This window comes from Bordetella tumbae (assembly GCF_965139195.1).
Classification (GTDB): domain Bacteria; phylum Pseudomonadota; class Gammaproteobacteria; order Burkholderiales; family Burkholderiaceae_B; genus Bordetella_A; species Bordetella_A tumbae.
Genome location: NZ_CBCSJH010000041.1, coordinates 16220 through 29871 on the forward strand (window position 1 = coordinate 16220; position 13652 = coordinate 29871).

The 13652-nt window shown below is 60.9% G+C and carries 17 protein-coding genes and 1 pseudogene; 14 read left to right on the forward strand and 4 right to left on the reverse strand.

All coding sequences use genetic code 11. From position 1 onward, the window contains the following. Position 1 precedes the first annotated feature (1 nt). The gene (msrQ, locus tag ACNA0J_RS25760) at positions 2 to 622 is read left to right on the forward strand and encodes a protein-methionine-sulfoxide reductase heme-binding subunit MsrQ (RefSeq protein WP_415821750.1); all 621 of its coding nucleotides are present in this window, start codon (positions 2 to 4) and stop codon (positions 620 to 622) included. On the opposite strand, the gene ACNA0J_RS25765 is transcribed toward msrQ, so the two are convergent. The 4 genes and pseudogenes from ACNA0J_RS25765 to ACNA0J_RS25780 all read right to left on the reverse strand — a co-directional run bounded on the left by ACNA0J_RS25765 (position 602) and on the right by ACNA0J_RS25780 (position 2853). Further along, the gene (locus tag ACNA0J_RS25765; RefSeq protein WP_415821751.1) at positions 602 to 1396 is read right to left on the reverse strand and encodes an N-acetylmuramoyl-L-alanine amidase; all 795 of its coding nucleotides are present in this window, start codon (positions 1394 to 1396) and stop codon (positions 602 to 604) included. The two genes, msrQ and ACNA0J_RS25765, sit on opposite strands and share 21 nt — an antisense overlap. A gap of 129 nt (positions 1397 to 1525) precedes the next feature. After that, a partial coding sequence (locus ACNA0J_RS25770) for an SAM-dependent methyltransferase (RefSeq protein WP_415821752.1) occupies positions 1526 to 1970 on the reverse strand: 445 nt, incomplete at its 5' end. Positions 1971 to 1975: 5 nt separating this feature from the next. Further along, positions 1976 to 2242 (reverse strand): annotated as a pseudogene (locus tag ACNA0J_RS25775) (SAM-dependent methyltransferase); the annotation flags it as partial. After that, positions 2239 to 2853, reverse strand: a complete 615-nt coding sequence (locus ACNA0J_RS25780; RefSeq protein ID WP_415821753.1) for a Maf family nucleotide pyrophosphatase — start codon at positions 2851 to 2853, stop codon at positions 2239 to 2241. The pseudogene ACNA0J_RS25775 and the gene ACNA0J_RS25780, both read right to left, overlap by 4 nt. 164 nt (positions 2854 to 3017) lie before the next feature. Here ACNA0J_RS25780 and ACNA0J_RS25785 point away from each other — a divergent pair, with 164 nt between their 5' ends. The 13 genes from ACNA0J_RS25785 (at position 3018) to ACNA0J_RS25845 (ending at position 13614) form a co-directional block, all read left to right on the forward strand. After that, positions 3018 to 3635: a YceD family protein gene (locus ACNA0J_RS25785; protein WP_415821754.1), complete on the forward strand. Its 618-nt coding sequence runs from the start codon at positions 3018 to 3020 to the stop codon at positions 3633 to 3635. A gap of 52 nt (positions 3636 to 3687) precedes the next feature. Beyond that, the gene (rpmF, locus tag ACNA0J_RS25790; protein ID WP_094820226.1) at positions 3688 to 3870 is read left to right on the forward strand and encodes a 50S ribosomal protein L32; all 183 of its coding nucleotides are present in this window, start codon (positions 3688 to 3690) and stop codon (positions 3868 to 3870) included. 49 nt (positions 3871 to 3919) lie between these two features. Continuing rightward, positions 3920 to 4984 carry a phosphate acyltransferase PlsX gene (gene plsX / locus ACNA0J_RS25795; RefSeq protein ID WP_415821755.1) on the forward strand — a complete coding sequence of 355 codons (1065 nt, stop codon included), beginning with the start codon at positions 3920 to 3922 and terminating at the stop codon, positions 4982 to 4984. Then, a complete protein-coding gene (locus ACNA0J_RS25800; RefSeq protein ID WP_415821756.1) occupies positions 4984 to 5970 on the forward strand; it encodes a beta-ketoacyl-ACP synthase III in 987 nt (328 codons plus the stop codon). Before plsX ends, ACNA0J_RS25800 begins: the two co-directional genes overlap by 1 nt. A gap of 105 nt (positions 5971 to 6075) precedes the next feature. After that, positions 6076 to 7011 carry an ACP S-malonyltransferase gene (gene fabD / locus ACNA0J_RS25805; RefSeq protein ID WP_415821757.1) on the forward strand — a complete coding sequence of 312 codons (936 nt, stop codon included), beginning with the start codon at positions 6076 to 6078 and terminating at the stop codon, positions 7009 to 7011. 42 nt (positions 7012 to 7053) lie between these two features. Continuing rightward, on the forward strand, positions 7054 to 7806 hold the full coding sequence (gene fabG, locus ACNA0J_RS25810; protein WP_415808653.1) for a 3-oxoacyl-ACP reductase FabG: 753 nt from the start codon (positions 7054 to 7056) through the stop codon (positions 7804 to 7806). 128 nt (positions 7807 to 7934) lie between these two features. Next, on the forward strand, positions 7935 to 8174 hold the full coding sequence (acpP, locus tag ACNA0J_RS25815; RefSeq protein WP_003813816.1) for an acyl carrier protein: 240 nt from the start codon (positions 7935 to 7937) through the stop codon (positions 8172 to 8174). A 177-nt stretch (positions 8175 to 8351) separates the two neighbouring features. Continuing rightward, positions 8352 to 9581, forward strand: coding sequence for a beta-ketoacyl-ACP synthase II (gene fabF, locus ACNA0J_RS25820; RefSeq protein WP_415821758.1), 1230 nt, complete (start codon positions 8352 to 8354; stop codon positions 9579 to 9581). Position 9582: 1 nt separating this feature from the next. After that, positions 9583 to 9921: a hypothetical protein gene (locus ACNA0J_RS25825; RefSeq protein WP_415821759.1), complete on the forward strand. Its 339-nt coding sequence runs from the start codon at positions 9583 to 9585 to the stop codon at positions 9919 to 9921. Beyond that, positions 9918 to 10517, forward strand: coding sequence for an RNA polymerase sigma factor RpoE (gene rpoE / locus ACNA0J_RS25830; protein WP_094820233.1), 600 nt, complete (start codon positions 9918 to 9920; stop codon positions 10515 to 10517). The genes ACNA0J_RS25825 and rpoE overlap by 4 nt, the downstream gene beginning before the upstream one ends. 12 nt (positions 10518 to 10529) lie before the next feature. Next, complete coding sequence (locus ACNA0J_RS25835; RefSeq protein WP_415821760.1) at positions 10530 to 11030, forward strand: sigma-E factor negative regulatory protein; 501 nt, start codon at positions 10530 to 10532, stop codon at positions 11028 to 11030. Next, complete coding sequence (locus tag ACNA0J_RS25840; RefSeq protein ID WP_415821776.1) at positions 11030 to 12085, forward strand: MucB/RseB C-terminal domain-containing protein; 1056 nt, start codon at positions 11030 to 11032, stop codon at positions 12083 to 12085. The genes ACNA0J_RS25835 and ACNA0J_RS25840 overlap by 1 nt, the downstream gene beginning before the upstream one ends. Before the next feature lie 44 nt (positions 12086 to 12129). Continuing rightward, positions 12130 to 13614, forward strand: coding sequence for a DegQ family serine endoprotease (locus ACNA0J_RS25845; RefSeq protein WP_415821761.1), 1485 nt, complete (start codon positions 12130 to 12132; stop codon positions 13612 to 13614). Positions 13615 to 13652 lie beyond the last annotated feature (38 nt).

The window sequence follows — 13652 nt, forward strand, 5'->3', positions numbered from 1 at the left end:
CATGGTTAATACAGTCGCCGCACCTAGGGCGCAATGGTCCGCCGCTGCGGTGAGCCGATTCAAGCCTCTGCTATTTATTGCAGGGTTATTGCCATTCGCACGCTGGTTCTGGCTCGGATTCAACGATGATCTGACTGCCAATCCCATTGAGTTTTTGACGCGTTCGTCAGGGACATGGGCGCTGGTGTGCTTGTTGGTCACGCTATCGATTACGCCTCTGCGCCGTTTGCTACGGCAGCCAGCGCTGGTGCGCTTGCGCCGTCCCTGTGGATTGTTCGCGTTTTTCTATGGCGCGCTGCACTTTACTGCCTGGGTCTGGTGGGATCGGGGCTTGGACGTGGGAGCGATGCTGCAAGATGTCTGGGAACGGCCCTTCATCACTGCCGGTTTTGTGGCGTTCGTATGCATGACGGCGTTGGCTCTCACCTCGACCCAATGGGCCATCCGCAGACTAGGGCGGCGATGGCAGACGCTACATCGCCTGGTTTATCTGATCGGCATCCTGGCCGTGGTGCACTTGTGGTGGCACAAGGCGGGCAAGAACGATTTTGAGCAGCCTCTGGTCTATGGCGTCATTCTGACGGTGTTGCTCGGCTGGCGTTTAGCGCTGCGGCTCAAGTAGTGCCATGATGATGGCCCCGGTCTCGGCGTCGGGCTTGCCGTCGTAGTTGCTGGGCCGATAGTGCATTTGAAAGGCTGACAGCACATTTTGGGTCTCGCGATCCAATTGCCCGTGCTGGGGGCAGGCATAGCCTAATTTCGCCAGCCGTTCCTGAAACCAGGCAACGTCAGGCGTGCCTTGACGTTGCAGGGTGACCCAGTTCGTCGCCGCCTGTGCCTCGTTGTACCAACGCCCGATGCCAGCCTCGGCCAGTTGTTTCCAAGGAAATAGCGGGCCAGGATCGGTCTTGCGTTGAGGGGCGATATCGCTGTGCCCCACCACGTTTTCGGCGCGGATGCCGTACCGCTTGGTCAAGTCTTTTAATAGCAGAATCAAGGTCTGGATCTGCGGCTTGGAATAGGGCTCCCAACTGACCTGGCCGTGTGCCAGGTCGGTGCGGCCGATATTGACCAACTCGATGCCGATGGAAACCGGGTTCAGCGACACCTGGTTGTACCAGCGGCTCTCTCCTGCGTGCCAGGCGCTCTGAGTCTCCTCGACCAGGCGATAGATGCGAGGGCGTGCGTCGTCTGTGATCAAGTAGTGGGTACTGACTCTGCCCTGTGCCAAGAGCCTCAGCGACTCTTTGGTGTCGGTGGAGGTGTAGTGCAGCACGATATACCGCACGCGGCTGTCGTGACTGACGGCCTTGATCGAGTCGTCGATGTCCAGGCTGGTAGGCACGGCCTGGGGCCCTGCGCAGCCCGCCAGCGCCAACACGGCAACCGCCCACATCAGCCCCGCGTGGAGTCGGGGAAAAGAGAGGCGGGGGCTTAGGGTTATCGGCATGGGGCGGACTTGGGGGCGTGAGCAGCAGTGATGATTACAGTTGGCAGGGCCGTTGGTCGTCGGCGCAGGACGAGTTTACGCGCGCTGAGCGAGATACAGGAATAGCGTCGGTTGCTTATCCAGTTCTGGTGCAGGCTGTTTTTTCCACTCGGCGACGCTATAGGTGCGCACCCATTCCTCGTCTGTCGTGAGGGATCGTGCTACGCATAGCCGCGTGTCACCGCGCAGTGCCGAGAGCAGAGTCGCGAACATGGCGGCGTTGCGATAGGGAGTTTCGATCAGTAACTGGGTCTGGTGGTGGCGGGCAGAGTGCTGCTCCCAGGCTTTCAATTGCTTGGCGCGTTCGCCTGGGTCGACAGGAGCGTAGCCATGGAATGCAAAGCGCTGTCCATCCAGGCCGCTCGCCATCAATCCCAGCAAAATCGACGAGGGGCCGACCCAGGGGCGCACATGAATGCCGAGCCGATGCGCCGCCGCGACAACCGTGGCGCCGGGATCGGCCACGGCAGGGCAGCCGGCCNCGGNTACGAGGCCGATGTCCTGCCCCTGGCGCACAGGAGCCAGCCATTGTTGTATCTGGCTGGCATCCGTTTTGGGGCTGAGCGTGTGGATGGTGATTTCCTGCAGCGGGCGTGCCGTGCCGATCTGTTTGAGAAACGCTCGCGCGGTTTTTGCGTTCTCGGCGATATAGGTGTTCAGGCTGCCGGCCAGGGCTCGGGCATCCGCGGGTAACCAGCGCTCGGGTTGCGCCGGTCCGAGGCCCACGGGGATGAGGTGTAACGTGCCGCTCATGTCGCTTGTCCCGCGGGCTGGGCGTGCGTCAGCGGGTCCAGGCCAAAAGTGGCCAGCATGCGGGTCAGCGTGATCAGGGGCAGGCCGATGATGGCAGTAGGGTCATCGCTGCGGATATATTCCATCAGGGCAATTCCCAGGCTTTCAGCTTTGGCGCTGCCTGCCGTGTCAAAGGGGGCTTCGGCGCGCAGATACGCGTCGATGGCCACCTCCGAAAGTGGGCGAAACCGGCATTGCGTGACGACATCGGCTTTTTCTACGCGTTGGCCATCGGTGACCGCCAGTGCGCTATGAAACTCTACCGTTTGTCCGGCCAGCATCCGCAGTTGGGCTTGGGCGCGGCTAAAATCACCCGGTTTTCCGATAGGATTGCCATCGATGGTGGCGACCTGATCGGAGCCGATGACGATGCAGCCCGGTTGCTGGGTCGCTATGGCCATGGCTTTGTCGACGGATAGGCGCAATGCCAGCGCCGCAGGTGGTTCGTTGTCGCGGGGCGTTTCGTCCACATTGGGGGAAATCGCCTCAAAGGGCAGGCGCAACCGTGACAGCAGTTCACGGCGGTATGGCGAGCTCGAGGCCAGGATCAGGCGGGGTGTGGAAATGGGCATGCGTTGTTTGACGGTTAGGCGTAAGTCACGGTATTATCTAACGTTTTGCGGGATTTTTGCACGGCGCCTGGGTTTTGGGTGCTGCGGGATGTCTGCGCTCGCGTCGCGAGAATATGTTTTTCGATGCGTGCAGTACAGCTAAACGATAGGGTTACGGAGTTCGCATGAGTGACAATCAACGGGCAGGAGCGGCATCGCCGCGCGCGTCCGTGTCCGCGGATGCTGTGATCGACGCGTTTGCGCTGGCCAGGCAAGGCGATTTTGTTCAGGGCGAGATACCACTGGTACGCTTGGCCCGGGCTGTCGAGGGGTTGCCCGAGCAGCCGGGTGGCGAGGCGGGATTAGTCCGCTGGTCAGTCCAGGGCGAAATCGGCAAGGGTGTGGTTGGGACGGGCTTTGCGTCTGGTCAGCCGCTCTTGCACTTGCGTGTGCAGGCGCACCCCGTGCTGATTTGTCAGCGGTGCAATGCCCCGTTTGCTTTTGCAGTAGATTCCCAGGCAGTATTGCAGTTGGTCAAGTCCGAGGACGAGCTCGACGACGATCTGTCCTTTGATGCGCAAGACCCGGATGTTGCAGATTCGCTACCCGAAAAGGTCGTGGGTTCGCATCGTTTTGATCTGTTGGCCCAGGTCGAAGACGAGCTCATTTTGAGTATTCCATATGTGCCCAAGCATCCTGTATGCCCGGGCGCACAGGCCAAAGACGGCGACGCGCAGCAGGCGCCCGCCACCCAGCGTCCGTCGCCGTTCGCGGTGCTCGAACAATTAAAGCGTAAAGATTAGGTCAACATCGGGCGTGCATCGCGTACAATGCGCCCCGTTTCTAGGAGTCATCATGGCTGTTCAACAAAACAAAAAGTCCCCGTCCAAGCGTGGCATGCATCGCTCGCACGATTTTCTGGTCAACCCGCCGACCGCGATCGAGCCCACCACTGGCGAAAACCATCTGCGTCACCACATCAGCCCCAACGGCTTTTATCGTGGCCGCAAGGTTCTCAAGACCAAAGCTGACGAATAAGTCGCTGTAAAAGCGCTTTCGCACTCACGGCAGCAGCTGTACTGCACCTGTGATACGTATCGCCATTGACTGCATGGGCGGCGACTTCGGTCTGCCCGTTACGATTCCGGCCGCGATCGAGTTCGCCCGGCAGTTTCCCGATTCCAAGCTATTGCTGGTCGGGCTGCCTGACGCTATCGAAGCGGCCTTGAACGAACACAAGGCCGCCCCCCGCGATCGTCTGGAAATCGTTCCCGCGACCGAGGTCGTCACGATGGACGATCCGGTCGAGGTCGCGCTTCGCCGTAAAAAAGATTCCTCCATGCGCCTGGCGGCTCAGGCCGTCAAGGACGGGCGTGCCGACGCTTGCGTGTCGGCAGGCAATACCGGCGCATGGATGGCGATCTCGCGCTACGTGCTAAAGACCCTGGATGGCATCGATCGTCCAGCGATTGCCACGTCCATTCCCAACCAGACCGGCCGGGCCACCACTGTGCTCGATCTGGGGGCCAACGTCGATTGCTCGGCGCAACATCTGTTGCAGTTTGCGATCATGGGTGCGGCGTTGACCCAGGCTGTCGATCATCGGGACAACCCGTCGGTGGGTTTGCTCAATATCGGCGAAGAAGTCATCAAGGGCAACGAGGTCGTCAAAGAGGCTGCCGAGCTCTTGCGGCGCAGCCCGCTGAACTTCTACGGGAACGTCGAGGGCAACGATATTTTCAAGGGTACCGTCGATGTAGTGGTATGCGACGGTTTCGTTGGCAATGTCGTGCTCAAGTCCGTTGAGGGGCTGGCAAAAATGCTCTCCAGCGTGATCCGCGAGGAATTCAAGCGCAATTTGGTCACGTTGCTGGCCGGCGCCATCGCCAAACCCGTACTCAATCGCCTGCGCGGCCGCGTCGACAATCGCCGTTACAACGGCGCTGCGTTGTTGGGCTTGCGTGGCGTGGTGATCAAAAGCCACGGCTCGGCTGATGTGTATGCTTATGGGTTCGCCCTGCAGCGTGCACGCGAGGCCGTGGTGAGTAAACTGCAAGAACGTACCGCCCAGACCGTGGCGCTGATCACTCAGCGCGTTCAGATGGGCGAAGCAGCCTCCGGCGCGTCCGAAACGGCCGGGGATACCGTCTGATGGGTAATGCAATGACATATGCCGTGATCGCGGGCTCTGGCAGTTTTCTGCCCGAGCGGGTCGTGTCCAATGATGAGCTGGCTGCCGAGCTGGCTACGCGTAATATTTCCACGTCCGACGAGTGGATCGTCGAGCGGACAGGGATACGCCAACGTCACTTAGCCGAGCGTGGGGTGACCACCAGCCAGTTGGCAACCGAGGCCGCCAAGCGCGCGTTGGCAGATGCCGGAGTCCAGGCAGCGGATGTCGATCTGATCATCGTTGCGACCTCGACGCCGGACTTCGTCTTCCCCAGCACCGCCTGTCTGGTTCAGGCAAATCTGGGCGCCAAAGGCGGGGCCGCATTTGATGTGCAGGCCGTTTGCAGCGGATTCGTCTATGCGCTCAGTACGGCCGATGCCTTTATGCGGGCCGGGCGGGCACGCTGCGCGCTCGTGATTGGCGCCGAGGTGTTTTCCAGCATCCTTGACTGGAACGACCGCGGTACCTGCGTATTGTTCGGTGATGGGGCAGGGGCAGTGGTCCTCAAGGCCTCGGACCAGCCCGGTATCCTGGCGGCCCAGCTGCATGCGGACGGCTCACAAACCAAAATCCTGTGCGCCGCGGGTAACGTCGCCTATGGCAACGTCGTGGGAGATCCATTCCTGCGCATGGACGGTCAGGCTGTGTTCAAGCAGGCCGTGACGGTGCTTGATCGCTCCGCGCGGGACGTGTGTGCAGAGGCGGGCGTGGACGTATCAGACGTCGATTGGCTCATTCCTCATCAGGCGAATGTCCGCATTTTGAATTTCCTGGCCCGTAAATTGCACGTTCCGACTGAAAAAGTCGTGATTACGGTCGATTCCCATGCCAATACCTCTGCTGCCAGTGTCCCGTTGGCACTGGACGCTGCGCGCCGAGATGGGCGGGTCAAACCGGGCCAACTGGTGTTGATGCAGGGCGTGGGAGGCGGTTTTACCTGGGGCTCGGTGCTGGCGCGCATGTAGTGCGGCACGTTCAGGCGTTGCCAGCGCCGCGAGGGCGGTGGCAACCTCAGTGATCGCCCGATGTCGGGTATTCTCCCAAATCTGAAATCAGTTGATACTTCCATCATGAAAATCGCGTTTGTCTTTCCAGGCCAGGGTTCGCAGTCGGTTGGCATGCTCGATGTCTGGGCCGGTAACGCTGCCGTGGCCGATGTCATTGCCCGCGCGGATCAGGCGCTCGGCCAGGATCTCGGCGCCTTGATCGCGCAAGGCCCTGCGGATCAGCTCAATCTCACTACCAATACCCAGCCCGCCATGTTGACGGCAGGCGTTGCCGTATTCGCCGCCTGGCGTGCTGCCGGCGGCCCGCTGCCGGCGCTGATGGCTGGCCACAGTCTGGGCGAATATGCCGCCTTGATGGCTGCCGGTGTGTTGACTCTCGAGGAAGCCGTGCGCCTGGTGCGTGTGCGGGCCGATGCGATGCAAGCCGCTGTGCCCGTTGGCACGGGAGGCATGGCAGCGATCCTGGGACTGGATGACGATGTCGTGCGTGCAGCTTGTGCCCAGGCCGCTCAGGGCGAAGTCGTCGAGGCTGTGAATTTCAACGCGCCCGCGCAAGTCGTGATCGCCGGCCACAAGGCCGCCGTCGAGCGTGCCTGCGAGGCGGCCAAGGCCGCAGGCGCCAAGCGCGCCTTGCCCTTGTCTGTATCGGCGCCATTTCACTCCAGCTTGCTCAAGCCCGCTGCCGATGTGCTGGCCGGCGCGTTGGCGCAAGCCTCCGTACTGGCACCTCAGGTGCCTGTCATCAATAACGTCGATGTTGCAGCACCTGCCGAGCCGGACGCTATCCGGGACGCACTGGTGCGTCAGGCATGGCATCCTGTGCGCTGGGTAGAAACCTTGCGCGCCATGAAGGCCCAAGGCGTGACCCACGTTGTCGAATGCGGTCCCGGCAAGGTCCTGGCAGGCTTGACCAAGCGTATCGACAGTGAGCTCATCGGGCTTTCAATCACCGATCCGGCTTCTCTCGAGGCCGCTCTGGCGACGTTAGGACAGGCCTGAGGCCGTTCTGCGCACCAATCGCCAGTCATTACGGAAACGGATATGGATAAACAATCAGCAGAATTGCAAGGCAAGGTGGCATTGGTCACCGGCGCCACACGTGGCATCGGCAAGGCCATTGCCCTAGAGCTCGCACAGCGCGGCGCCATCGTTGTCGGCACGGCCACCAGCGAGTCTGGCGCGCAAGCGATCGGCGAAGCGCTTGCTCCTCTGGGCGGGCGCGGTGTCGTGCTGGATGTCACCGACGCGCAGGCTTGTGATGCGCTGATCGACACCTTGAGCAAGGCTCCCGAGGGTGGCCCCCACATCCTGGTCAATAACGCCGGCATTACGCGCGACAACCTCGCCATGCGGATGAAGGACGAGGAGTGGTCTGCGGTGATCGATACCAACCTGGCTTCGGTGTTCCGCCTGTCCCGTGCCGTATTGCGTGGCATGATGAAGGCCCGTTGGGGCCGCATCATCAATGTGACCTCGGTGGTTGGCTCCAGCGGCAACCCCGGTCAGGCCAACTACGCGGCGGCCAAGGCCGGCGTCGCCGGGATGTCGCGTGCATTGGCGCGCGAGCTCGGCAGCCGCAACGTGACCGTCAATTGCGTGGCGCCCGGCTTCATCGATACGGACATGACTCGCGCTCTGGGTGAAACCCAGACGGCGGCACTGTTGCAGCAGATTCCGCTGGGCCGTTTAGGCTCGCCGACGGACATTGCTCATGCCGTGGCCTTTTTGTCCGGCCCGCAGGCAGGTTACATTACGGGAACAACGCTGCACGTAAACGGCGGAATGTACATGTAAAGTCGGCCTGAAAAAGGGCGATTTTGGGGTGCGTCTCAGGGCGTACAGTTACTTTTATCACGGCCAGGCGTTTGCATTCCTCTACGCTTGGCTATAATTCGCGGGATTTTTCCCACTTGGAGATCTGCATGGAAAGCATCGAACAGCGCGTCAAGAAGATCGTCGCTGAACAACTTGGCGTTAACGAAGCCGAGATCAAAAACGAGTCCTCCTTCCTTGACGACCTCGGTGCCGATTCGCTCGACATGGTTGAACTGGTCATGGCGCTCGAAGACGAATTCGAGACCGAGATCCCCGACGAAGAGGCCGAAAAGATCACCACCGTGCAGCAGGCGATTGATTACATCAATTCGCACGGTAAGCAGTAAGCGCAGCCTATATTGTTCCCGGCGTTATCCCACACAGGGGTGGCGATCGGGAGTCGGGGCGGTTTCAGAGGTGTCGTGCGGTTCGCATGCGAGAGTATTGTTACGATGCTCTTGCATGTCTGCCGTTCGCACGGCGCATCCGAAAGCCGCCTTTCTTTTGTCTTTTAGGAGTCCTCCGTGAAGCGACGAGTCGTCATTACCGGCCTGGGTATCATCTCGCCCGTGGGCAACGATATCTCCAGCGCCTGGGACAATATCGTCAACGGACGTTCTGGCATCAGCCGCATCTCCCGTTTCGATCCTTCTGCCATCACCACGCATATCGCCGGTGAGGTCAAGGATTTCGACGTCACGCAGTACATGCCCGTCAAAGAAGCCCGCCAGATGGATACTTTCATCCATTACGGCATGGCTGCGGGCATCCAGGCCTGGCAAGACAGCGGGTTGGACGTTACCGAAGCCAATGCCGACCGCATTGGTGTGATCGTGGGGTCCGGCATTGGCGGTCTTCCCCGTATCGAAGAAACGCAGACCGAGCTGCTCGCTAAAGGTCCGCGGCGTATTTCCCCCTTTTTCGTGCCTGGCTCCCTGATCAACCTGATTTCAGGCCAGTTGTCGATTCGATTCGGCATGAAAGGCCCGAGCTATGCCGTGGTGTCCGCATGTACGACGGGTTTGCACTGCATCGGTGATGCTGCGCGCTTGATCGAATACGGCGATGCCGACGTCATGCTGGCAGGCGGTGCCGAGTCCACCGTATCGCCCCTGGGTATCGGCGGTTTTGCTGCCATGCGTGCCCTGTCGACCCGTAACGACGATCCGACGACGGCGTCACGTCCCTGGGACCGCGATCGCGATGGTTTCGTGCTGGGCGAGGGCGCTGGCGTCCTGGTTCTCGAGGAATACGAGCACGCCAAAAAGCGTGGCGCTCGTATTTACGGCGAGTTTGCGGGCTACGGGATGAGCTCGGATGCGCATCACATCACCGCCCCCGACAAGGACGGTCCGCGCCGTGGCGTGGTCAACGCCTTGCGTAATGGCGGCATCAACCTCGACGAGGTGGATTACGTCAACGCCCATGGCACCTCGACGCCGCTGGGCGACAAAAACGAATCCGATGCGCTGAAACTGGCCTTTGGTGATCACGCCAAAAAGCTGGTGGTGAATTCCACCAAATCGATGACGGGTCACTTGCTCGGGGCCGCCGGCGGTATCGAGGCCGTGTTCACGACGCTCGCGGTGTACCACCAGAAATCGCCTCCCACCATCAATATCTTCAACCAGGATCCCGAGTGTGACCTGGATTACTGCGCCAACGAGGCACGGGACATGAAGATCGACGTGGGGCTTTCCAATTCCTTTGGTTTTGGCGGCACCAACGGCTCCATGGCCGTTCGCCGGGTTTAATTTGACCGTCCTCTGGGAACCCGGCCTGCGGACGCTGTGCGTTCCGGTGCGCGCGACGCGTCACGCGGCCGTGCGCGCAATCCGCGCGGTTGCGGGCAGCCGCCGCTGGCAGATCCGCCAGGGGCGGCACTGGGTTCACGCCGTCTTGCAAGACGGCCATCGCGGCCCGTGTTGGCTGAGCCTGCGTCTGCAGGCCGATGCGTCTGCTGCCGGCCCTCGTACCCTCTATCGCGTGTCCATCTGGCAACCGGGCGTTCCCGCAGCCGTCTGGCGTCGGCTTTGCCTGCTGGCTGGGGCCGCCCAGCGCCTGCAAGCGTCACCCGGACAGGGGGCATCATGAGCGAGCGCGATGTCGACGCCGAATTAGTCGCCCGCGTACAACGGGGCGACAAAAAAGCCTTTGACCTGCTGGTGCTCAAATACCAGCGCAAAATCCTGCGGCTACTGGGCCGCATGATCCGTGATCCCGCCGAAATCGAAGACGTCGCTCAGGAAGCCTTTATCAAGGCCTACCGGGCGCTGCCCCAATTTCGCGGCGAGAGCGCCTTTTATACCTGGCTTTACCGCATTGCCGTCAATACGGCCCGCAATTGGCTGGCCTCTGCCGGGCGTCGTCCCAGCGCGCCAAATGCAATTGAAACCGAAGACGGTGAAACTTTTAACGAAACAGACAACCTAACCGATATCAGCACACCGGAATCCATGGTGGCTAGCCGGGAAATCGCCGAGACAGTGAACGCCGTCATCGAGGATTTGCCCGAAGAGCTCCGGACCGCTATCGTGCTGCGTGAAATCGAAGGTATGAGTTACGAAGACATCGCCCAAAGCATGGACTGCCCCATTGGCACGGTACGTTCGCGCATTTTTCGTGCGCGCGAAGCCATCGCCACCCGGTTGCGTCCGTTGCTGGACACCGATGCCGAGCGTCGTTGGTAAGGAGCGGCAGTCATGCAGTCAACAGCAAAATCAGTGGTAGAGACCGAAGTTTCCCTCGAGGAGTCGGTGTCGGCCTGGATGGACGGTGAGCCATCCGATTTCAATTTCCCCGACCTTTCCACTGAGCAAGGCCGCCGAACCTGGGACACCTATCATTTGATAGGCGATGCCTTGCGCAATGCCGATCTGGCCGTCAGCCCCAGTGCAAATTTTCATGCACGTCTGTCACGTGCGCTGGATGCCGAGCTTCCTATTGTTGCACCGCAGCGACGCCGCTCTCCGTTGCGTTTCGGATTATCCAGTCTGGCTGTTGCCGCTGCCGTCGCGACGGTGGCATGGGTCGCCCAGCCGTACATCATGGGCGGCAGCAGCCGTCCGGCCGAGACTCGTACGTTGGCGGACGCGTCCGTCAACGAAACCCCAGCGCTACGGGACTACCTCGAGGCTCATCGCCAAATGGCGGGGCCCAGTGCGGTACGCCAGGTGTCGTTTGATGCCGGAGCCGGACGTTGATCGCGCAGTTACAACATTTCTGTCGCCCCGCATGGCATCGTGCTGGCTTGATCCGCAGGCCGATACAAGGGGCAGGGTGGGCGTTGACGGCCGTTTTTCTGGTTGCGTTTTCGTCGCTGCATGACACTGCCCGCGCCGCCGGGGCTGCAGCGCCCGAAGCGGCAGTACAACTGCTCTACGATATTCAGCAGGCTGCACGCAAGCAAGACTACGCCGGCGTATTCATGTACCAGCAGGGCGAGGCCATTCAGTCGTCCCGGCTTGTTCATGTGATCGACGGTACCGGTGAACGTGAGCGTCTGGAAATCCTCGATGGCCAGCCCCGCGAATACCTGCGCCACAACGACGAAATTCAATGTCTTATTCCCGAGCGCAAGACCGTGTTGATGGAGCCGCGCCGCGGTGACCGCTTCCCGGGCTTGCTGTTGGGTAATCCGACCGAGTTGGCGCAACATTACGACATTCGGGTGCAAGACAAGCTGCACCGTGTTGCGGACCGCCAATGCCGGATCATCACGATTCAGCCGCGCGACGGGCAGCGCTACGGCTATCGGCTGTGCGCAGATGTGGCCACTAATTTATTGCTCCGCGCGCAGACGGTAGACAGCGACCAGAGCGTGGTCGAGCAGGTCTCGTTCAGTTCCATCCGTTTGGGCGACAAGGTCGATGCAAACGAGTTGACGTCGCCGTGGAACACGCGAGACTGGAAAGTCCTGCAGCCCAAAATCGAAACCATCGATCTGGCTGCCCAAGGATGGCGTATTCCTGCCCCGGCCGGCTTTGTCTCGGTCATGCAGGTCGTACGTTCGATGGGGCGCAGCAATGTCAGCCAGCTCGTGCTCTCTGATGGCCTGGCTGCCATTTCCGTCTTTATCGAGCCCTATGATGATCAACGCGACCACCCCATGTCCAATGGGGCGGTGCGGCGCGGTGCGATCAATATCTATAGCACACGCATCGCTGATTTCTGGCTGACGGCGCTGGGCGAGGTCCCCGCCGAGACGCTGGAGCAGCTTGCTACTTCTACTGAATACGTGCCTGTATCTTCTCAATAACAATAAAGCCTGCAAAAGGTATGGGGAGTTTTCGGAGTTCTCTCATGGAATCACTTTCAGTGTCGAAACCTTTTATCCGGCGCTTTGCCCCTGCAGTCATGTCAGCCGTCTTGCTGGCCGGCGCCTACGGGCCTGTTGCACAAGCACAGACGCAAGCACCCGCCGCGGCCAGTCCCGCGGTAGTGCTGCCTGATTTCAGCGACGTCATTGCCAAAGCCGATCCTGCCGTGGTCAATATCCGCACGACGGCGAACGTGCCGGTGCGCTCTCCAGGCGGCAGCGGCGACCCCTACGAATTATTCCGCTGGTTCTTCGGTCCGGATTTCCAAGGTCCGGGCGTCCCGCAGCAACCGCATCCTACGCCCCGCCAGGCACCCGAAGAGCGTAAAGTCCCCCGTGGTGTCGGTTCAGGGTTCTTTATCTCGGCTGATGGCTACATCCTGACCAACAATCACGTTGTCAGCGACGCGGCTGATATCTATGTCACGCTGACCGACGGGCGCGAGTTCAAGGCCAAGGTCATCGGAACAGACGAGCGCACCGACGTGGCGCTGATCAAGATCGAGGCCAAGGATATGACTCCGCTGTCGATCGGCGACCCCAAACAGCTCAAAAAGGGCCAGTGGGTGCTCGCAATCGGCTCGCCATTTGGCCTGGACTCCACCGCTACGGCGGGCATCGTCAGCGCCATGAGCCGCGATACGGGTGAATACCTGCCTTTCATTCAGACCGATGTGGCGGTCAACCCCGGCAACTCGGGTGGCCCGCTGATCAACCTGAAAGGCGAGGTCGTTGGGATCAACTCGCAGATCGTCTCGCGTAGCGGCGGTTTCATGGGTATTTCCCTGGCCATTCCGATTGATGAGGCCATGCGCGTTGCCGACCAACTGCGTGCCAGCGGCAAGGTGACTCGCGGCCGTATCGGCGTACAGATCGGTGAGGTTGGCAAGGACGTTGCCAGCGCCATTGGCCTGCCCAAGGCCGAAGGCGCCCTGGTCAGCAATGTCGAGGCCGACGGCCCCGCTGGGGATGCCGGCGTCAAGGCGGGCGACGTGATTACCTCGTTCAACGGCGAAACCATCAAACGCTGGTCCGATTTGCCTCGTATCGTCGGGGAAACCAAGCCGGGCACTCGTGCCGACATGGAAGTCTGGCGCCGTGGCAAAACCGTGACGCTGTCGGTCAAAGTGGGCGAGCTCACCGCCAAGGCCGATGATTCCGAGGCAGCCCCTCAGGAAGAGGCCCAGCCGGCCGGCAATGCCCTGGGATTGGGCGTGGTGAATGTTCCCAATGATGTTCAGCGCAAACTGGGCATCAAAGGCGGCGTTCAAGTGCGCACGGCGACCGGCGCGGCGGACGCTGCCGGCCTGCAGCCCGGGGATATCGTCCTGGCGGTCAATAACACCGATGTGACGGATGCGAATCAGTTCAACAGCCTGGTCAGCAAGCTGCCCAAGGGTAAAGCGGCTGGTTTATTGGTCCGTCGTGGCGACCAAGCGCAGTGGGTGGCGGTCGAGCCGTCCAAATAAACGCCAAGACCGGCTAAAATGCCTGGTTGCCACAAAAA